At 59.6% G+C, this 18,225-nt stretch carries 18 protein-coding genes; 8 read left to right on the top strand and 10 right to left on the bottom strand.

What is annotated here, in order from left to right:
- Window positions 1–59 precede the first annotated feature (59 nt).
- Window positions 60–2,276 carry an adenylate/guanylate cyclase domain-containing protein gene (locus AAE029_RS02025; RefSeq protein ID WP_371071115.1) on the top strand — a complete coding sequence of 739 codons (2,217 nt, stop codon included), beginning with the start codon at window positions 60–62 and terminating at the stop codon, window positions 2,274–2,276.
- Between the two features lie 127 nt (window positions 2,277–2,403).
- Here the strand turns inward: AAE029_RS02025 and AAE029_RS02020 are convergent, their stop codons facing one another.
- Both AAE029_RS02020 and AAE029_RS02015 read right to left on the bottom strand, forming a co-directional pair.
- On the bottom strand, window positions 2,404–2,865 hold the full coding sequence (locus tag AAE029_RS02020; RefSeq protein ID WP_371071114.1) for a YHS domain-containing (seleno)protein: 462 nt from the start codon (window positions 2,863–2,865) through the stop codon (window positions 2,404–2,406).
- A gap of 104 nt (window positions 2,866–2,969) precedes the next feature.
- Window positions 2,970–3,560 (bottom strand): ankyrin repeat domain-containing protein, encoded by a 591-nt coding sequence (locus AAE029_RS02015; protein ID WP_371071113.1) that lies wholly within the window; start codon window positions 3,558–3,560, stop codon window positions 2,970–2,972.
- 239 nt (window positions 3,561–3,799) lie between these two features.
- Between AAE029_RS02015 and AAE029_RS02010 the strand changes: the two genes are divergently transcribed.
- From AAE029_RS02010 to AAE029_RS01985, 6 genes are all read left to right on the top strand, one after another.
- Entirely contained in the window at window positions 3,800–4,438 is a 639-nt protein-coding gene (locus AAE029_RS02010) for a TetR family transcriptional regulator (RefSeq protein WP_371071112.1), read from the top strand.
- A 165-nt stretch (window positions 4,439–4,603) separates the two neighbouring features.
- Entirely contained in the window at window positions 4,604–5,443 is an 840-nt protein-coding gene (locus AAE029_RS02005; protein WP_371071111.1) for a metallophosphoesterase, read from the top strand.
- A 22-nt stretch (window positions 5,444–5,465) separates the two neighbouring features.
- Entirely contained in the window at window positions 5,466–6,764 is a 1,299-nt protein-coding gene (locus tag AAE029_RS02000) for an ABC transporter substrate-binding protein (protein ID WP_371071110.1), read from the top strand.
- A gap of 57 nt (window positions 6,765–6,821) precedes the next feature.
- Complete coding sequence (locus tag AAE029_RS01995) at window positions 6,822–7,754, top strand: carbohydrate ABC transporter permease (RefSeq protein WP_371071109.1); 933 nt, start codon at window positions 6,822–6,824, stop codon at window positions 7,752–7,754.
- Complete coding sequence (locus AAE029_RS01990; RefSeq protein WP_371071108.1) at window positions 7,744–8,589, top strand: carbohydrate ABC transporter permease; 846 nt, start codon at window positions 7,744–7,746, stop codon at window positions 8,587–8,589. Before AAE029_RS01995 ends, AAE029_RS01990 begins: the two co-directional genes overlap by 11 nt.
- On the top strand, window positions 8,589–9,335 hold the full coding sequence (locus AAE029_RS01985) for a tyrosine-protein phosphatase (protein WP_371071107.1): 747 nt from the start codon (window positions 8,589–8,591) through the stop codon (window positions 9,333–9,335). Before AAE029_RS01990 ends, AAE029_RS01985 begins: the two co-directional genes overlap by 1 nt.
- Before the next feature lie 31 nt (window positions 9,336–9,366).
- Here the strand turns inward: AAE029_RS01985 and AAE029_RS01980 are convergent, their stop codons facing one another.
- Both AAE029_RS01980 and AAE029_RS01975 read right to left on the bottom strand, forming a co-directional pair.
- Complete coding sequence (locus AAE029_RS01980; RefSeq protein ID WP_371071106.1) at window positions 9,367–9,630, bottom strand: DUF2798 domain-containing protein; 264 nt, start codon at window positions 9,628–9,630, stop codon at window positions 9,367–9,369.
- A complete protein-coding gene (locus AAE029_RS01975; protein ID WP_371071105.1) occupies window positions 9,623–10,531 on the bottom strand; it encodes an NmrA/HSCARG family protein in 909 nt (302 codons plus the stop codon). Before AAE029_RS01975 ends, AAE029_RS01980 begins: the two co-directional genes overlap by 8 nt.
- Window positions 10,532–10,635: 104 nt before the next feature.
- Between AAE029_RS01975 and AAE029_RS01970 the strand changes: the two genes are divergently transcribed.
- Window positions 10,636–11,529 (top strand): LysR family transcriptional regulator, encoded by an 894-nt coding sequence (locus AAE029_RS01970; RefSeq protein ID WP_371071104.1) that lies wholly within the window; start codon window positions 10,636–10,638, stop codon window positions 11,527–11,529.
- 748 nt (window positions 11,530–12,277) lie between these two features.
- Here AAE029_RS01970 and AAE029_RS01965 read toward each other — a convergent pair.
- The 6 genes from AAE029_RS01965 to AAE029_RS01940 all read right to left on the bottom strand — a co-directional run bounded on the left by AAE029_RS01965 (window position 12,278) and on the right by AAE029_RS01940 (window position 18,079).
- Window positions 12,278–12,718: a BA14K family protein gene (locus AAE029_RS01965; protein ID WP_371071103.1), complete on the bottom strand. Its 441-nt coding sequence runs from the start codon at window positions 12,716–12,718 to the stop codon at window positions 12,278–12,280.
- Between the two features lie 130 nt (window positions 12,719–12,848).
- The gene (locus AAE029_RS01960; protein WP_371071102.1) at window positions 12,849–13,595 is read right to left on the bottom strand and encodes an ABC transporter ATP-binding protein; all 747 of its coding nucleotides are present in this window, start codon (window positions 13,593–13,595) and stop codon (window positions 12,849–12,851) included.
- A complete protein-coding gene (locus AAE029_RS01955) occupies window positions 13,592–14,425 on the bottom strand; it encodes an ABC transporter ATP-binding protein (RefSeq protein ID WP_371071101.1) in 834 nt (277 codons plus the stop codon). Before AAE029_RS01955 ends, AAE029_RS01960 begins: the two co-directional genes overlap by 4 nt.
- Window positions 14,422–15,357: an ABC transporter permease gene (locus AAE029_RS01950; protein WP_371071100.1), complete on the bottom strand. Its 936-nt coding sequence runs from the start codon at window positions 15,355–15,357 to the stop codon at window positions 14,422–14,424. The genes AAE029_RS01955 and AAE029_RS01950 overlap by 4 nt, the downstream gene beginning before the upstream one ends.
- Window positions 15,354–16,400, bottom strand: coding sequence for an ABC transporter permease (locus tag AAE029_RS01945; protein ID WP_371071525.1), 1,047 nt, complete (start codon window positions 16,398–16,400; stop codon window positions 15,354–15,356). Before AAE029_RS01945 ends, AAE029_RS01950 begins: the two co-directional genes overlap by 4 nt.
- Before the next feature lie 38 nt (window positions 16,401–16,438).
- Window positions 16,439–18,079, bottom strand: a complete 1,641-nt coding sequence (locus AAE029_RS01940) for an ABC transporter substrate-binding protein (protein WP_371071099.1) — start codon at window positions 18,077–18,079, stop codon at window positions 16,439–16,441.
- Window positions 18,080–18,225: the final 146 nt, after the last annotated feature.

Here is an 18,225-nt window from a genome sequence, read left to right as displayed (position 1 = left end):
TCGATCATGTCGCTGCTGTAAGATATCGATGGGGTAGATCTCTCCGAGAAAGATCGTCTATGGAGCGCCGTCTCGCAGCCGTCCTGATCGCCGATGTCGTCGGCTATGGCCGCCTGAGCCAGATCGACGAAGAAGGCACGCGAAGGCATTTCCAGGCCGATCTGCGGGACGTGTTCGAACCGACGATCGCGCAGCATCACGGCCGGCTGGTCAAGACCATGGGCGACGGCCTGCTGGTCGAGTTCCACAGCGTGGTCGATGCCTTGCGCTGCGCAGTGGAGGTGCAGCAGCAGAAGGTCAAACGGAATGCCGATCTACCGGCCGACCGGCGGCTGGATTTCCGCATCGGTATCAATCTCGGCGACATCATTGTTGAAGGCGAGGACATCCACGGCGACGGCGTCAACATCGCGGACCGGATGCAGGCGCTTGCCGAACCGGGTGGAATTGCCATTTCCGGAACGGCCTATGATCAGGTCAAATCGAAGCTTCCGGTCGGCTTCGTTTCGCTCGGCGAGCAGAGGGTCAAGAGCATCGCCGATCCCGTCCGGGTCTATCGTGTCGTGCTCGATCCAGCGGCAGCGGGCAAGACAGTTGGCGCACGCAGATACGCTCGCCGCTGGCGCATTTCAATCGCAGTCGCGGCGGTGGTCGGCCTCCTCTTGGCGGGCGCGGCTGCCTGGTGGCAACCGTGGACGCTTCTGCGATCGCCGTCGCTCGTCGAACGCTTCGCCTATCCCCTACCGGACAAGCCGTCGGTTGCGGTGTTGCCCTTCATCAACGTCAGCGGCGACGCCGAACATGATCACCTTGCGGAAGGCTTGACGGATGACCTCATTACGGAGCTGTCGAAGGTCTCCGGTCTCTTCGTGATTGCCCGTCATTCCGTTTTTGCAATCCAAGACACGGGCGGCAAGATACAGGACGTGGCCGCCGAACTCGGCGTCCATTACGTGCTGGAAGGGACGCTGCAGCGCGCAGGATCGCGGCTGCGTATCAACGTCAAGCTGATCGACGCGCTTACGGGGCTCTCCCTCTGGGCGGAACGCTATGACCGCCAATATACCGACCTCTTCGCCGTCCAGGACGACGTCATCGGCAAGATCATTTCGGCCCTGGCGGTCAAGCTCAACGACCGTGAACGCAACCAGCTGGCGCGGATCCCCACCGAGAATCTCGAAGCCTACGATTACTATATGAGGGCGGAACAGGCGGGGCTCACGTACAGCGACGTCGAGACCTATCGCGAGACCCTCTCCTATTATCAGAAAGCCATCGATCTCGATCCCGGCTTTGCCGACGCGCATGCGGGGATCGCGCGCGTCGCTGTCGACGTCTGGCGCAACGACTATAATTTCCTCTGGTCCGCAGCCGTGGCGCGGAAGATAGCCTATGATGCGGCCGGACAGGCGCTGAAGCTCGATCCGAATAATGCACGGGCGCACACGGTCCTCGCCCTGCTGCAGCTTGTCGATGGCCGGGAGACGGAAGCAAGAGTTTCCGCAAACCAGGCGGTGCTGGCTCAGCCAAACGATGCGGAAGCATACGCCAACCTGGCGCTCATCCTTGCCCATACCGGCGACCACGAACAGGCAATGACCGAGATGGAGAAAGCATTGCGGCTCGACCCTTCGCCGTCGCCAAGCTTTCAATTACTGGGCGGTGTCGTCTTCTACATCGCAAATGATAACGACCGGGCGATTTCCCTAATGGAGGCCGCTCGGGATGTCCTACCCAATGCCGAGGCCGCTCGCGAATTTCTGGCTGCCGCCTATGTCGAGCAGGGTGAGCAGGCGCGCGCCGAAAAGGAAAAGTCGAAGCTGCTGGAGCTGTTTCCGGAAAGCAATCTTACATACTACAGCTATCTCTATGACTATTGGCGTGAGGATGATCTCCGCCGGCATCTGACCAGTTTGCGAACCGCGGGAATTCCTGATTGGCCCTTCGGTTTCCAAGGCGCGGAAACGGATCAAGTTACCGGTGAGGAGCTGCGCGATCTGGTCAGTGGCAAAACATGGCTCGGCAAGCACCGCAACGGCACCCAGTTCCTGCAGTTTTTCGACAAGGCCGGAAACACTGCCTATCGCAGCGCTAACACGAATATCACCGGTACAATCGAGATCCAGGAGAACCGGCTCTGCGAACAGTTCGCAGGCTACTTCCTGAATCGCATGGTGTGCGGATATGTCTATCGCAACAAGAGCGGCGAGGAGCCGGGCATGACATATATCCATGTCACGCCGCAGGCGCTGAAGTTCTTTTCGATTGGCCGCTAGCGCAATTCCAGGAAAAGTGCGAAGCGGTTTTCCGTCCGGAATTGCGTGAAAACAAAAGGTTAGAGCGGTTCTGCACTTCCATGAAAAGCTGAAACGCTCTAGGGAAGGCGGCCGTTTTACCGGTCAATCAATTCGCGGGAGCATGCTGCCAGTCCTTTTGCATCTTCTCTGATATGAGCGTCTGCTGGACTTCGGACCAATGCTTTTGCGAATCGACGACCTTGGTGGGGTTCTTCTCAAAACCCTCTGCAGCTCCGGGATCATAGCTTATGTACAGCTTGCCATCGATGATCCGCCAGGCTTTCGGATCGACATTGGTGGTAACTGTTCCGAAGGAAACACCATCGGCGCAGTAGCCGCCATATTGAGGCGCGTATTTCGCCGGATCACGGATGAACATATCGCGATGCTCGGCACTCGTGAAATACCAGGTCGCCCCCAGCCACTGGTGGGAATATTGTGGAGATCCCTCCACCGCCTCATTCTCAGTGAAATAGGCGACGGGGTCGTATCCTTTGATTGCGACATCGCCAAAGTAACCCGTGTTGACGAAGTCTTCTGCCAGAACGGGCTGAGCGAAGAGCAGCATGGCAATCGCCCCGACGGCCGCCGCACTCCGGAACCGTCTGTTCCGCTTATGATCAGACATAACAATCCTCCGATTTCCGGATAGGGCGTTCGCTGCACGAGATCTCATTTTCGCTTCGTGCATTCGTCGTAGAGCCACTGACCGACAAGGTCGGCTCCCTGACAGGCGGCGCCTGCTTTCAACAACAGATTGGCCGCGTCCCAATGGGAGCGCCATCCGGCCTGGGTAAGCGGCGTATAGCCGTTCCTTTCCTTTGCTTCGACATCCGCCCTTTGGGTGAGCAGAAAGGCGATCACGTCCGCATGACCTTCTTCCGCTGCCGCATGGAGCGGCGACATTCTGTAGAAATTCTCTTCGTCGTTGACGGCAGCGCCCTTGGCGACAAGCAGCTCGACCACGTCGAGATGGCCTCCATAGGCTGCCGCATGCAGCGCCGTCAGACCGCCCTTGTTGCGAATCTCGATGTCAGAACCCCGCTCCAGAAGAAGAGCGACGACATCGGCATGCCCGGCAAGCGACGCAATCATCAGGGGCGGCTCACCGGCGCTGTCAGGCTCCGCCACATTGGCGCCCTGATCCAGGAGCTGCCTGGTGCGCTCGACGTCTCCATCCCTGGCCGCATCATGCAATGGTCCTGCCGATGCGACAGAGACCCCGACAAGAACACCGATGACGGAAGCCAAAAGAAAATTCATCACTCACCCTTCGCCCCATCCCGGGTTCGCGAGCTGAACTATATTTAAGCTATCATACATATATAGGACGAACAAGAATTGCACGGCAGCGGAAAACGCATGCCTGAAGGCGACAATTTCTTGGCGTTCGGACAAAGCCATTCGTCAGCGCCAGTGTGTGCCCGGCCAGACATTTTGTCATCTGATCGACACCGACCTCATGCTAGGGAGAACAGAACTGACGAGAGTTGGTAACAGCAATGTACGGCCGACCAAATCCCACCGCGCTCAGGCTCATGGATGCCTGCGAACATCTTCTTTGCGACGTCGAGACGATCGAGGAATTGACGGCGCGGCGCATCGCAGGCGTGGCGCATGCCACGCCCTCCGCGATCAGCTATCATTTCGGATCACAGGAAGCGTTGATCGCGGCGGTGGCCGAGCGGGTTTATCTTCGTCTGAACGCCGAGCGCCTGACGCTTCTCAGAAAGGCGGTCGAACGCAATGCACCCCACGCAGCGGATCTCGAAGAGGTCATCGCCGCCCTCATCGGTCCTTCCATCCGCTGGAGCCTTGATCCGAGTTCCAGCTATCCCGTGCTCTCGCACTTCACGCTGCTCGCGCAACGCCATCGCGAAGTCGCGTACTATCGCCGGATCATCGACAATATCGAGCATCACAAAGCCTTCATTCCCCATCTGAGGCGCATCGCGCCCTGGCTCGACGAGGTGGATATCGGCTGGCGTCTCAACTGCGCGCTCGGCATTCGTTCGCAGGTGACGCGCAGCCGTTCCCGCACCGAAGTCATGACGGATCACCGCATCGACTTCGACGATCCGGATACGGTGATTGCCCGCATGGTGGAAGTCATCGCGCCGATGTTCCGTCGTATCAGCTGAGTCTCGAACAGCGTTCGAAATCCGTCACGGCAACGATAACAAGCTCCTCTATCGGTCATTTCAAATGCGACTGCAGCCTCCCAATGCCTGCGTATTCGCGATGATGACAGGTGCACAGGCGTCCTCCTGCCGCATTTGCCGAGCCGACATTGAATGGAGATCCGTGTGCCGAGCCAAACGACCTTTATCCATCTGACCGACCTTCACATCGGCACATCCGATGACGATCACCTTCACAGCGACACGGTCGAGACGCTTCGCCAGGTGCTCGCATTGATCAAGACCGTCACACCCAGGCCGGAATTCGTCGTGGCAAGCGGTGATCTCACCAACCGCGGTGACGCCGAAAGCTTCCGCCTGCTGAAACGGATGATGGCCGATATCGACATGCCCGTAATTTATGCGCTCGGCAATCACGACACCCGTCCCGGCTTCTACGAGGGCATGGAAATTGAAGCCCCAGCTCCCAAAGCGCCCTATGACCATGATTGCATCGTCAGCGGCATCCATATCGTGACACTGGACTCCAGCACGCCCGGCCTGATCGGCGGAACCATCGATCCCGCCCAGTTCGAATGGCTTGAACGGACGCTCGACAACCATCCGGAGCTGCCGAAACTTATCGTCTCGCATCATCCGCCCGCACTCGGCGAAGAGCCGGATGCCGCCCACTGGCGGACGATCCATTTTCCTCAGTCGCAACGTCTCGCCGGCCTGCTGAAAGGCCGCAACATCATCGGCATTCTGAGCGGCCATATTCATCACGACCGGGTTTCCTTTTGGCACGGCATTCCGGTCATCGTCGGCACGGGCCAGCACGCGGCAACCGATATCCTGCGCACGGACGTCCTGCGCATGGTCCGCGGCACTTCTTTCGGCATCGGCACGATACGCCCGTCCGGCCTGACGATGGCTTTCGTCCCGCTGCCCTCGGACCGCGCCGAACTCAACATCTATCCGCTCGCAATGCTACTGGAACGGGCCGTTCCCGTAACCGCCGAATAATCCCTGCTGGAGAAACCAACCAATGCTGCGCAGAACCTTTTCCAAGCTGATGGCGGCGCTTGCCGGCGCTGCCCTGATGCCCTTCACGCAAGCCTTTGCCGCAATGCCGGCGTCGGTCGACGGGCCGGTGACGATCAGCTTCTACAATTACAATCTTGCTTCAGCGAGCGCCGGTGCCGAGGCGACCAAGGAGCTTCTGGCTGCCTTCAAGCAGAAATTCCCCTACATCACCGTGGAGACCGTGGCCGTCCCCTCGAACGAAATCATGAGCCGCGTGCAGGCGGATATCGTCGCCGGGCAGCAGCCTGACGTCGCCCAGCTCGTCTTCCGCGATCTCATCTATATCGCCAGTGATCTCGGCGCCAATGCGCTCGAGGACATGGTCGACCCGCAGGAGCTGAAGGAGCATCTCTCGGGCATGATCCCTCAGGGCCTCGATCTCGGTAAGGTCGACGGCAAGACCTACGGTCTCGCCTATACATTCTCGACGCCGATCCTCTATTACAATGCCGATCTCTTCAAACAGGCCGGCCTCGATCCTGAAAACCCGCCCAAGACCTGGGACGACATCAAGAAGGCCGGCGAAGCGATCAAGGAAAAGACCGGCAAGAACGGCTTCTTTCCCGGCGCCTACGGCCCGGCCGACGGCACCTTCGTCTATCAGGCGATCGTGATGTCGAACGGCGGCAAGGTCCGCGATGGAAACAAGCTGACCTTCGCCGACAGCAATGCGGCGGAAGCCGTGAAAATGCTGCGCGACATGGTCGACAGCGGCGCACATGCGCGTCTCGATGTGGCAAGCCCCTCCGATACGATGGCGAGCGGCAATCTCGGCATGTTCCTTTACACCAGCGCTCTCTATGGCAGCCTTAAAAAATCTGCCAAGGACAAGTTCGATCTGCGCGTCACCGCCATGCCCTCCTTCGGCGATAAGCCGACGGCGCCGACGAATTCGGGCAGCGCCCTTTTCGTGTTCAGCAAGGACCCAGCAAAACAGCGCGCGTCCTATGAGCTCCTGAAATTCCTGACGAGCAAGGAAGCCTATACGATCATCACCAGCAAGATCGGCTATCTGCCGCTGCGCCTCGATATCGTCGACGATCCGAAATATCTCGGCGAATGGGTCAAGGAAAATCCGATGATCAGGCCCAATCTCGAGCAGTTGAACCGCCTGACCGCCAACATCGCTTTCCCCGGCCCGAACTACCGGCAGGTGGAAAAGATGATGATGGACTCCGTCCGTGAAGCCGTCTTCGGCAGCGGCGATCCGGTCGCAACATTGAAGACCGCCCAGGACGATGCGCAGAACCTGATGCCATAACAGAGGCATGCCGGCCAGAGCTTGTGTCTCTTGCCGGCATTCTTCCGGACGATTTCCATGACCGATATCCAAGCCGATCTGGCGCGACCTTTGAGCATCGCAAACCGCGACCGCAGCGCCCATGTGGTGCCGTGGTTCTATCTTGCGCCCGCGCTGATCCTGCTCTTCATGTGGACCTATATTCCGCTAGCGGAAGCCTTCAAGCTTTCCTTCTACCAGTGGAACATGCTGCCGACATCGCCGCAGCGCTTTGTCGGACTGGCCAATTATCAGCGCCTCTTCGCGCTGCCGGAAATGCGCACCGCGCTCTGGAACACGGTTTTCTACATCATCGGCCTGTTCCCGATGTCGGTAATCATTCCGCTGTTCGTCGCCATGCTGACGCAGGATCTACAGGGTCGCGCCCGCATGCTCTACCGAACCCTGATCTTCGTGCCCATGATCGTGGCACCCGTCGTCACTGCCATACTCTGGCGCTGGCTTCTCAACGACGATCACGGTCTCGTCAATCACGCGCTCGGGGCGATGGGCTTAAGCCGGATCGGCTTTCTGACCGATCCAACCTATGCACTGGCAACGCTCACCTGGATCACCGGCTGGAAGCTGATCGGCTTTTCGACACTGCTCTTTTCCGCCGCCAATGCCGGCATAAATCCCTCCTATGTCGAGGCGGCACGCATGGACGGCGCCCGTCCCTGGCAGATCATCCGCGACATCCGCCTGCCGCTGCTTTCGCCGACGATCCTGCTGCTTTCGATGATGACGATCCTGTTCGGCGCGCAGTGGAGCTTTGCCTATATCAACGTTCTGACCAATGGCGGCCCGCTGAAATCGACGACCAACATCTTCTACCTGCTGTGGGAATACGGCTTCGAAACGCTTGCGGCCGGCTGGAGCGCAGCCGCCGGGATGATCACTTTTGCGGGCTTTGCGGTCATCGCCTTCTTCTGCCTGCGCTTCATGAAGAGGCATGCCGTCTATGACAATTAAGCAGAGCCCGCCCGTGTCAAAGCGCGGCAGCACCACCCGGCGCCTCGGCGTGCATGCGCTGATGATCCTGCTCTCTTTCCTGGCCGTCTTTCCGATCTACTGGATGATCGTCAGCTCACTCAAGGCGGAAAACGATATCTTCTCGACCGAGCTATGGCCGTCCCGACCGTCGCTCGAGAACTATGTCTTCGTACTGACAAGGGTCCCGATGCTGCATATCCTCGCCAATACGACCATTGTCGCGATGGCGACCGCGGCCTTGCAGGTGCTTACCGGCCTTCTGGCAGCCTACGCACTGGTACGGTGGCGCATGCGCCTTGCCGGCGTCATGCACGGACTGATCGCGCTCTCATGGCTCGTACCCTTTCAGGTCACGATGATCCCGAACTATGTGCTTGCCTCGAGGCTCGGTCTTCTCGATACGCTGAGCGGTCTCGTGATCCCGAATGCCGTCGCGGCTTTCGCGATCCTGCTGCTCTACCACGCCATGCGCTCGTTTCCGACGGAGGTCCTCGAAGCGGCGCGGATGGATGGTGCGCGAAGCTGGCGCATCCTGTGGGAAATCGTGACGCCGAACATGCGCGCGCCGATCGCCTCGCTCGCCATCCTTGCCTTCATTTCGGCCTGGAACGAGTATTTCTGGCCGCTGCTTCTATCGCGCAAGATCGAAAACTCGGTCGTCCAGATCGCCCTCCAGACCTTCATGACGCAGGAAGGCAATCTTTGGGGACCGCTGATGGCTGCCGCCACGCTCGCCAGCCTGCCGATTCTCCTCATCTACCTGGTCCTGCAGCGACAGGTCATCGAATCCTTCATGAAATCGGGAATCCGCTGATGACAATGCCTTATGAACGCCTGATCGCCCTTGAAGGCGCCCATAATGTCCGCGATCTCGGCGGCTACGCCACCGGCACGGGCACCATCACGCGCTGGCGGTCAATCCTCAGGGGCGATGGTCTGCATCTCCTGACCGCTTCGGATGTCGACACCCTGCTGGCCGAAGGACTCCTGACGGTGATCGATCTGCGCAACGCTCACGAGATCGCGCTCGAAGCGAATCCCTTCCACGCCGATCGTCGCGTGCGCTACCACAACATGCCTCTCTTCTCCGCACTCGCACCAATCGAGGCCGTAAGGACTGGCCCAGATCCTTTCGACATGGCTGCACGCTATTGCGAAGCCATCGATACCTGCCAGCAGGCCATCGCCGAGGTCCTGCGCACGATTGCGGACGCCCCGGAGGGCCTTGTCCTCTTCCACTGCAGCGCCGGAAAGGATCGGACTGGAGTTATTTCAGCGATCCTGCTTGCCATTGCCGGCGTCGAAGAGGATGCCATCATCGAGGACTACGCTCTGACGGCAACAATCGCCGGCCCTTTGATCGAGCGGTTGCGCGAAAAGGCGCTTCGCAATGGCATCGATCCTGCACTGGTCGAACGGTTTCTGGCGAGCGACCCGGGGACGATGCGCACCATGCTCGACCATGTCAGGAGGATTTACGGCGGTTTGCCATCCTATGGGCAGCATATCGGCCTATCTTCGGCAGATCTTGAGAAACTCCGTCGCCGTGTGCTGGATTAACACCGCCGGCTCCAAGGCCGGTCGAGAGAACTCATCGCGGCAGTTCGACGATCACAGAAACGATCCGACGCACGATCGGAAGTACAATGAGGAGGCTGGGAAACGCGACCAGCCATGAAGCTCCCCACGCGCCGGGCCAGTTGGCGACGAACATCGGTCCGATCCCCGTACTGACCACGGTCGCCACAGCCGACACGATGGCAGACATAAGAACGGAGAGCACCAAAGGCATGACGACCACCCCATAGGAAGGAGGCAGTTTCTTTATTCGACGCTGCTGTCCGAAGTCAGCCATGCTTTGCCTCCTCCCGCGTCGATGCGGCAGATGCCTGCCCCCGCACGAGTTCGCTTATATATTGGCGAAGCGAGCGAGGATTACGCCCGAGGGCTGCGGCAAGCGCCAGGCTGTTTCCGCCAAGGCCGTACTTGCGATAATGTTCGTGAACCTTCGCAAGCAGTTGCAGTTCGCGATCGCCGTAGGGAAGTCGAGCGCTGGCCACCCATTCTGAAAAGCTCAGTTCAGACGCTTCGATAGTCCTGCCGAGCTCATCCGACATGATTGCCGCAATCTCGTATCGGTCGAACATGCCTGCGCAAAGCTCCAAGGTCGCATAAGCGAGCCTATCGCTCGTCAAGGCGATGGCAGCCAGTTCCGCTACGTCACGGTAGTCCACCCGCGCGACCTTGGCTTCCCTGGGAAACGGCTCCGAGAAGCTGCCGCTCTCAAGAATTATCGGCCATGACATACCAATATTCTGCATGAAATTTGCCGGATGGAGGATCGTGTATTCGAGACGCGACGAGTAGAGCGCATTCTCCACCGGGATCTTACTCGCGTGGTTCTCCAGACGCGTGTTCGTCGGCTGGATAACGGATGAGAAGACGAATTTCCTCACGCCGGCCTCTTCCGCAGCTTCGATGAGGGTCACGCCCATCGCGGCTTCGTCGGGAGCAAAGGCCGGGCCGATATGGAAGACGCCGTTCACCCCGTCCAGCGCTCTGGTCAGGCTATCGGCATCTCGCAGGTCCCCGACCGCAAACTCCGTCGCGCCCAGCGAGAGTGCCTTGTCCCCCTCAGAGGGATTTCGCACTAACGCCCGCACTTTCGCATTGCGCCGGACAAGTTCGGGCACGATCAACCGGGCGAACTTTCCGGTGGCGCCGACCGCCAGCACTATAGGACTATCTGATTGCATGACGTTTCTCCGCTTTTTCCTTGCCCTTTCAAGCTAGATTCTTGCGGATGTCGGCACAATTGTTGCAGAATGTAATTCTTTGTCTCTGTTATCGAGATAATAGAATGAGTCGACTTGAAGATCTGGAAACCTTCCTGGCGGTGGTTGAATACGGCAGCTTGACCGAGGCAGCCCGCCGCCTCGACAGATCGCTTCAGGCGGTCAGCCGGTCTCTTGCCACGCTGGAGCAGGACGTCGGTGTCCAACTCGTTCACCGAACCACGCGTCAATGCACCGCGAGCGAGGCCGGTTCGGCCTTCTACAGACGCGTGAAGCCCGCCGTTGCTGAGATCTTGGAAGCAAAGCTCGAAGCCAACCACAGGCGCTCAGAACCGTCCGGCATCCTGCGCATTGGTGCGCCAGTCCTGTTCGGACCTGATTTTCTGGTTCCGATCATCGCCGAATACATGAGTGTCCATCCGAAAGTCCACGTCGATCTCCAGCTGTCCGACGCATTCTCGGATTTGGCCGCGGAGGGGCTCGATCTGGTGGTGCGCATTGCGGATTTGCCGGACTCAGGCCTGCAGGGAAAACGTTTAGGAGCGCTCCGGCGAGTGGTGTTCGGCGCACCATCCTATTTTGCACGGCACGGGCGCCCGATGCATCCCTTTGATCTGCGCCGGCACTCGTGCATTGTTCGCACGGTCGACCATCGGCCAGGCCAATGGTCGTTTCAGATCGGGGGAAAGCCGCGCACAGTTACCGTCAACGGCTCGTTCCGAGCCAATACGATGGCGGCAATCTATTCGGCCGTAAGCCAAGGCCTCGGCCTGGGATACTCGCCGCTCTGGCAGATCAAGAACCTGGTTGCAACCGGCGCGGTCGAGCCCGTGGTGGAGGAGTTCGAGCCCAGCCCGGTGCCGATCCACGCTCTTTGGCAGGAGAACAGACTACCTCCAGCGAAGGTCCGGACTTTCGTCGATCTTTTAGCATCGCGGTTAAAGCTGGCCGACCTATAGTCCGTTTCGCGCGCCTCCTGAAGCAGATCGCTGCACACGCTATCGACCCGAGAGGAACAAATGTCCAACGCATTGGTTTGCCCTCCAAAAGAGGAAGCACCATGCTCGAAGGATACCTTCCCCTTTTAATATTTACCGCTGCATTCCTCTTGGCATGCGGCGTAATCGGTTATTGGACGCTCAAACAGAGGAGTGGACAATGGCATCAGAACGGCCGGGACCATCGCGGCGGATGATGATTTTCGTGGCGGCTATTCTGGTGGCCGCCTGCGCCATTGCGGTTGCCTTCACATTGAGCAGGCACCCAGGCGAGCCAGAGGGCCAGCCGGCGCCTCACGCGTTAGATCAGTCCCAATGAAACCAGCGCGCGAAGGAGGCAGCCATGGATGATCCTGCTAGAGATGAACGTCTGAGTTTTATGATCTACATTGGGCTGATCGCGGCCGTCGGCATTGTCTTAGTGGCCGGCTCTTTGATTGGATCCAGCTTGTAGAGATCCAACCATAGTCAAAGATACTCTTCGATCGCGGTGAAGCGTTGCGTGGTGAACGCAACCGCCATGCGAAGCCTTGCACCCCGGGCGTGAAAACGAATCCCGGCATGGGCGATGCCGTCTAATTTCCGCTTCTACAAGGATCGATCTAATAACCCCGAGAATCAGGAACGATTTTCGGGGCTTATTAGCGGATTCAAAGTGTTGCCGCTTCTTCGCATGTTTCGGCTAAATGCATAGCAAATGCCGATGCTCTCAGTAATAGGGCGAATAGCACTGTCGGCGCGGACCGTAATTGGGCTGGAAGGTGTTGTCGTAGGCCCGATACGAACGATAGCGGCTGTAGCACCAGTCCGTATGTCTGGGATTGATGCCGGCTTCGGCCGGCCGCGACGGCTGGCTGGCGATTGCGCCGCCGATGATCGCACCCGCGCCGAAGGCTGCCAGCGGATACCACCATCCATCGCTGTGGCGACGATAGCCGGGGCGATAATGGTCATAGCCACGGTGACCGTGGTACCAGCCGCGGCGTGGCGGCGGACGATGATGGTAATACTGAACCTCCTGCACGCCCGCAACGCGAGCACCGCCGAGATCGGGCTGGGGCATTGGAATGGCGTAGGACGGGATAATGCTTGTTGCGGTCACGATCGCGGAAAGCGCCAGCACCGCAAGTTTCTTGGCAGACCCTTGCATTTCATCTCCTAGTGGTTGTTCGTCTGCAGTATTTTCTATCCCAGCGGATGAACACCACCTGAATGTAGGGTTAAATTTTCTTAATAAAATACGAAAATTCCGCGCGATACTTGCACAGGTTGAATTACAGTTAGCGAACAAACCCCTTGCTGGCCAGCATGAGATTACGCGTATAGTCCTGCATAACCGACCCCGCTGCCAACTCCTTCGCCGTCAGCCGCTCGACGACGGTGCCGTCGCGCATCACGGCCAGCCGCTCGCACATATGCGTGACCACGCCGAGATCGTGGCTGACCATGACGAAGGTCAGATGGCGGTCTTTCCTTATCTGTTCCAGCAGATTGAGCACCTCCGCCTGTACCGAGGCATCGAGCGCTGAGGTCGGCTCGTCGAGCAACAGGATCGTCGGCTCCAGGATCAAAGCCCGGGCAATCGCGACGCGCTGGCGCTGTCCGCCGGAAAGCTGGTGCGGGTAGCGGAAACGGAAACCGGAACCCAAGCCCACCTCGTCGAGCGCCTTTGCGATGCGCCGGTCACTGTCGCCGATGCCGTGGATGGCGAGCGGCTCCAGCAGCTGGCGGTCGACCGTCTGGCGCGGATGCAGCGAGCCGTATGGGTCCTGGAACACCATCTGGACGTTGCGATAGAAGGACTTGCTGCGCCCGGCACCATCGAGCACTTCGCCGCCGACACGGATGGTACCGTCACTGACGGGAGCGAGACCTGCGATCGCGCGCAGCAGTGTCGACTTGCCCGAACCCGATTCACCGACGAGCCCGAAGGATTCGCCTCTCGCCACCTCGATGCTGACGGCATCGAGCGCATAGTACCGGTCATAGATGACGCTCACACCATCAATCGCAATGGCTGCCGTCATAGGGCCCACTCCGGTCTGCGGTCGAGAACGGGGAGCGGATGACGGTCTTCGCCAATCTGCGGCATGCAATTGAGCAGCCCCTGCGTATAGGGATGCTTCGCATTCTTCAGTTCCGAAGCCGCGAGCTCCTCGACGATCCTGCCGGCATACATGACGATGACGCGATCACAGAAGGAAGAGACGAGACGCAGGTCATGGGAGATGAAGATCAGCCCCATGCCGCGCTCGGAGACCAGCCGATCCATGATACGCAGCACGTCGAGCTGGACCGTGACGTCCAGGGCGGAGGTCGGTTCGTCGGCGATCAGCAGTTCCGGCTCGGCGATCAGCATCATGGCGATCATCACGCGCTGGCCCATGCCGCCCGAAACCTCATGCGGATGCAGATCGAAGACCCTCTCCGGATCGCGGATCTGCACGGCCTCCAGCATGGCGAGCGCACGGGCGCGGGCTTCGCTCCGTCCGATCTTCTCATGGGTGCGGAGGGTTTCCACGATCTGCCTGCCGACGGTCATGACCGGATCCAGCGAATACTTCGGATCCTGCAGCACCATGGCAATGCGCTTGCCGCGCATTCGCCGCCGCTCTCCGGCGGAGATCGAAAGCAGGTCGATGCCGCTGAACTCCATGCGGTCGGCGGTGACGATGCCGTGCGGCGGCGTCAGGCCCATGATGGCGCGGCCGGTCTGCGATTTGCCGGAACCGGATTCGCCGACGATGCCGAGGCGCTCGCGCCCGAGCGTGAAGGAGACGCCGCGCACCGCCTCTATGACGCCGGTGCGGGTCGGATAGCGCACCTTGAGATTTTCGATCGCCAGAAGCGGGCTCATCGGCCGCTCCCCTTCGGATCGAGTGCATCGCGCAGGCCATCGCCGAGCAGGTTGAAGCCGAGGCTCACGACGAGGATCGCAATGCCCGGCATCGCCGCCACCCACCACTGATCGAGAATGAAGCGGCGCCCCGATGCGATCATCGCGCCCCATTCGGGCAACGGCGGTTGCGCGCCGAGGCCGAGAAAGCCGAGCCCGGCAGCGGTCAAGATGATGCCGGCCATATCGAGCGTCACACGGACGATGAGCGAGGAAATGCAGAGCGGCATGACATGCCGGAGAATGATGCGCATTGGTGAAGCGCCCATCAGGCGCACGACCGAAATATAATCGGAGCGGCGTATCGTCAGCGTCTCGGCACGGGCGATGCGGGCATAGGGCGGCCAGGAGGTGATCGCGATCGCTATGATCGCATTCTGGATTCCAGGACCGAGTGCCGCGACGAAGGCAAGCGCAAGCACGAGCTTCGGAAAGGCCAGAAAAATATCGGTGATGCGCATCAGGACCGCATCGATCCAGCCACCGGCATATCCCGACACCGTTCCGACGATAAGCCCGATCGGCGCGGCAATGATCGCAACCAGGACGACGACGAAAAGTGTCAATCGCGAGCCGTAGACCAGCCGCGAGAAGATGTCGCGCCCCTGATCGTCGGTGCCGAGGAGATAGCCCTCCGTCCCCGGCGGCAGGAGCCGTGCCCTGGCGAGATCGCCGGCGACGGGTGAATGCGTGGCGATCAGGCCGGCGAAGGCTGCGACGAAGAGAAGAAGTATGATGATCGCCAGCCCGACGAGCGCCAGCCGGTTTTCCGAAAACTGCCGCCAGGTCACATAGGTCCGGCCGAGACGTGCCTGCAGGCGCGATTGCGGCCGGTCGGAAAGCAGCCATTCGCGCCGCGTCATCGGCGCCGCTTCAGTGGCCGGGCTCGTCATGAATTTCGCGTCCTCGGGTCGAGTGTCCAGTAGAGAAGGTCGGACAGGAGATTGATGCTGACAAAGACCGTGCCGATGATGATCGTGCCGCCGAGCACGGCGTTCATGTCGGCATTCTGCAGCGAATTCGTGATGTAGAGGCCAATACCCGGCCAGGAGAAGACGGTTTCCGTCAGCACGGAACCCTCAAGAAGGCCGGCATAGGAAAGCGCGATCACCGTTACCAGCGGCACGGCGGCATTGCGCAGCGCATGCATCCAGATCACCCGGGTTTCGGACAGGCCTTTCGCCCGAGCGGCGACGATATATTCCTGGCTCAGCTCATTCAGCATGAAATTGCGTGTCATGCGGCTGATATAGGCGAGCGAGAAATAGCCGAGCAGCGACGCCGGCAGGATGATGTGACGGAAGACATCCCGGAAGACATCCCACTGCCTCTGCCATGCGCTGTCGATGAGGTAAAAGCCGGTGACCGGCGTGAACGTATATTCGTAGACGACGTCTATACGCCCGGGAAAGGCGACCCACCGCAGCCGCGCATAGAAAATGACAAGCGCGATCAGCGCCAGCCAGAAGATCGGCACCGAATAGCCGACGAGGCCGATGACGCGGACGATCTGGTCGGCAATGCTGCCGCGGCGCACGGCGGCAAGGACGCCGAGCGGGATGCCGATGACGGCGCCGATCAGCGTTCCGAGCGTCGCAAGCTCGATCGTGGCGGGAAAGACGCGGCGGATATCGGTCATCACCGGGTTTGTCGTCAGCACCGATGTGCCGAAATCGCCGGAAAGGACAGCCTTCAGATAGATATAGAACTGCTGATAGAGGGGCAGATCGAGACCAAGCTCGCGGCGCACCCGCTCGACAACATGGGCTGGCGCGCGATCGCCGAGAATCGCCAGCACCGGATCGATCGGCACGACACGGCCGATAAAGAAAGTCACGGCGAGAAGGCCGAGATAGGTCGTAGCCGCCACAACGAGGAATCGCAGGATTCCCAGGGCAATGGAAACGGCACGGCCTTTAGCGGGCCGCGCCTCCATTCTTCTGCCGACAGAACTCAACGGACGAATCCTTCGGACTATTCCTTGGCGATCGGCCAGACGAAGTTGGTGTCAAAGCTCGGGCCCAGCTTGAAGTCCTTGAGGTTCTTGCGATAGCCGGCAACCTCGACCTGCTGGAAGATGATGACGAACGGGCTGTTGGCCAGGAACTTCTTCTGGATATCCTGATACATGGCAGCGCGCTTGGCGCTATCCTTTTCCAGAAGTGCGGCCTTCGTTTCCTTGTCGAGCTCAGGCGCTTCCCAGGTATTGCGCCAGGCGAGCGTCTTGACCGTGCCTGCATCGGAGTTATCGGGATTGCCGGTGAAAGTGTCCGAATTGGAATTCGGATCCCAATAATCCATGCCCCATTGGCCAATATACATGTCATGATTGCGGGCGCGGTATTTGGTCAGCGTCTGCTTACCATCGCCGGGGATGATTTCCAGCTTTACACCGGCCTGCGCCAGGGTCTGCTGCATGGATTCGGCAATACCCGTTACCGGCTGCGTGTTGCGCACGTCCATGGTGACGGAAAATCCGTCCGGCAGGCCGGCTTTGGCCAGGAGTTCCTTGGCTTTGGCGGCATCAAGCTTATAGGGGTTCTCGTCCAGTTCGCCGAGGACGCCCTTCGGCAGGAAGGTCTGGTGAATTTCGCCGATGCCCTTGATCAGGGTCGAACCGATCGCATCATAATCGACGAGATATTTGAAGGCTTCCTGTACTTCCGGCTTGACCAGATTGGGGTTCTTCTGATTGAGGCTGACGTAGTAGACGGTGCCCTTCGGAGCGCTCGTTGTGGCAAGATCGGCGTTCTTGGCGACGGCTTCGTAATCACCGGGCTCCAGATTGCGAGCTATGTCGATATCGCCCGCCTCAAGTGCCAGGCGCTGTGCCGAGCTTTCCTTCATGAAACGGTAGATGACGCGAGCGAGCTTGGCCTTTTCGCCGTAGAAATTGTCGTTTCGCTCCATCACGACCACCTCGTTGGCCCGCCACTCGCGCAGCTTGTAAGGGCCGGAGCCGGCATAGCCGGTCTTCAGCCATTCATTGCCGAAGTCGTTGTCGTATTTGTAGTCGCTGGTCGGCGTCACAGCCTTCACATGGTCGAGCACCAGTTTCTTGTCGACCACGGAGGCAACGGTCGCCGTCAGGCAGTTCAGCACGAAGCTCGGCGCATAGGGCCGGTCGACAGTAAAGACGAAGGTATTTTCATCCGTTGCCTTGGCCTTTTCCGTGACGTTGTCGCCGGTCAGCCCGAACTGGGTCAGGATGAAGGCCGGGCTCTTGTCGAGCTTGACGGCGCGCTCGAAGGACCATGCGACGTCCTCGGCCGTAATCGGGTTGCCGGAGGCGAATTTCATACCCGGCTTCAGCTTGAAGGTATAGGTCAGGCCATCGTCGGATACGCTCCAGCTCTCGGCCAGATCACCCTTGACCTTGCTGGTGTCATTGATGTCGAGACGGACGAGAAGACTGTAGGTGTTGCTCGTCATTTCCGCCGTCGACAATTCGAAGGCTTCACCCGGATCCATGGTGATGATGTCGTCGATCGCAAAGCCCTCGACGAGCGTGTCCTTGGGCGTTTCGGCATAGGCGCCGGGCGCCGTCATCATCAAAAGAGAAAGGGCGGCGCCGGCGGCAAGAAGGCGCGCATTGCGGTTGATTTTGTTGAACATAATGCTTCGTTCCCCTGGTTGAGTTCTTGGTTCGAACGATTTTGTAGTCATCCACCCACCCGGACGGATGGTTCGATGCGAAGCCTGTTTCCCCGCAGGACTCGCATAGATGAACGGTCACCATAGCCAACGTTCCCGAGAGCAGC

The organism is Sinorhizobium sp. CB7, assembly GCF_041357635.1.
Lineage (GTDB): Bacteria > Pseudomonadota > Alphaproteobacteria > Rhizobiales > Rhizobiaceae > Rhizobium.
Note: the sequence above shows the minus strand (reverse complement) of the source record. Positions and strands in the feature narration are given on the sequence as shown.